Annotated in this window: 1 protein-coding gene and 1 pseudogene; one reads left to right on the top strand and one right to left on the bottom strand. The window is 73.9% G+C overall.

The features are described 5' to 3' along the window. Nucleotides 1–71: 71 nt before the first annotated feature. Nucleotides 72–824, bottom strand: a complete 753-nt coding sequence (locus tag AC2W7M_RS25660) for a hypothetical protein (RefSeq protein WP_486135939.1) — start codon at nt 822–824, stop codon at nt 72–74. Between the two features lie 155 nt (nt 825–979). Between AC2W7M_RS25660 and AC2W7M_RS25655 the strand changes: the two are divergent. Then, nucleotides 980–1,308 (top strand): annotated as a pseudogene (locus AC2W7M_RS25655) (hypothetical protein); the annotation flags it as partial.

Raw genomic sequence — 1,308 nt, 5'->3', positions numbered from 1 at the left:
CGCCGAGGATTGCGCCAGGATGGCGACGCCGCTCTGGCCCTCGGTGCGGATGTTGCCGGTGCTCGTGACCGTCACTGCGCCGCCGTTGCCGCCCGAGCCGCCTTGCCCGGCCAGGGCGAAGCTGAGGCTCGCGGTCTTGGACGCGCTTGCCGCCGCGCTCGCTCCGGCGATGCCGCCGCCCCCGCCCACCGACTGGCCAGGATGGCGCTGGCATGGTCGCCGGCGACGAGGATGGAGCCGGAGTTCGACACCGTCACCGCGCCGCCCTGGGACCCGGCTCCGCCGGCGCCGCCGACGCTCGCATTGATGGAATAGCTGCCGCCGTCCCCCTTGGAGGTGGCCGATCCGGCCTTGCCGCCGCCGCCGCCCACGGACTGGGCGACGATACCGTTGGACATCTCTCCCGCGGTGGCGATGGCGGCGCTGTTGGTGACGCTGACGGCGCCGCCATAGGAGCCCTGCCCCCCGGAGCCGCCGAGCGTAAGCGTCGCCGACACGGACTGACCGCCCGATGCATGGGCGTCCGCGCCGGCCGAGCCGGCCTTGCCGCCGCCGCCGCCCACCGACTGGGCGAGGATGGCATCCGCCATCTTGCCGGACGTGGTGATCTTGCCCGCGGTGCTCACGGTGACGGTGCCGCCCGCATTGCCGTTGGCGCCCTGCGCGGCGATCGACGCGCCAAGCCCGATGGTGGACGACGCGATGGCATTGGCGTTGCCGCCGATGCCGCCGCCGCCGCCCACCGACTGGGCGAGGATCGCCACCGACTGGTCGCCCCGCGTCTCGATGGTGGCGTTTTGTGGTGACCAGCACGGTCCCGCCATAGCCGCCATTTCCGCCGGTCGCGCCCAGGGCGAAGTCGAGGCTCGCCTTGCCGCCGCTTGCCGAGCCCGCCGCCGCCCCGCCCTTGCCGCCGCCGCCGCCGATGGACTGCGCCACGATGGCCGAGGCGTGGTCTCCGGTGGTGAGGATCTGCACGGTGGACGTCAGACCGGAGGCGGTGGAGGTGACGATGACGTATCCGCCGTTCCCGCCCTTGCCGCCCGTGCCGCCCAGTTGGGAGCCGAGGGTGAAGGAGCTGCCGGATCCCTCCTGGAGGTCGGTGGACTTGGTGCTGGTCTTGCCGGAGGCGGACCCGCCGGTGCCGCCGCCGCCGCCCACCGACTGGGCCAGGATGGCATCCGCGTCGGCGCCGGTGGTCATGATCTGCCCGGTATTGGTCACCGTGACGTCGCCGCCCTTGCCGCCGCCCCCGCCGGTTCCGCCCAGGCTGACCGTCAGATCCACGCTGCCGCCCGAGGGCGTCGG

Source organism: Xanthobacter sp. BG11Y11_SDJG, from assembly GCF_057364445.1.
The sequence above is the reverse complement of the archived record's forward strand: the minus strand, read 5'-3'. Positions and strand labels throughout refer to the sequence as shown.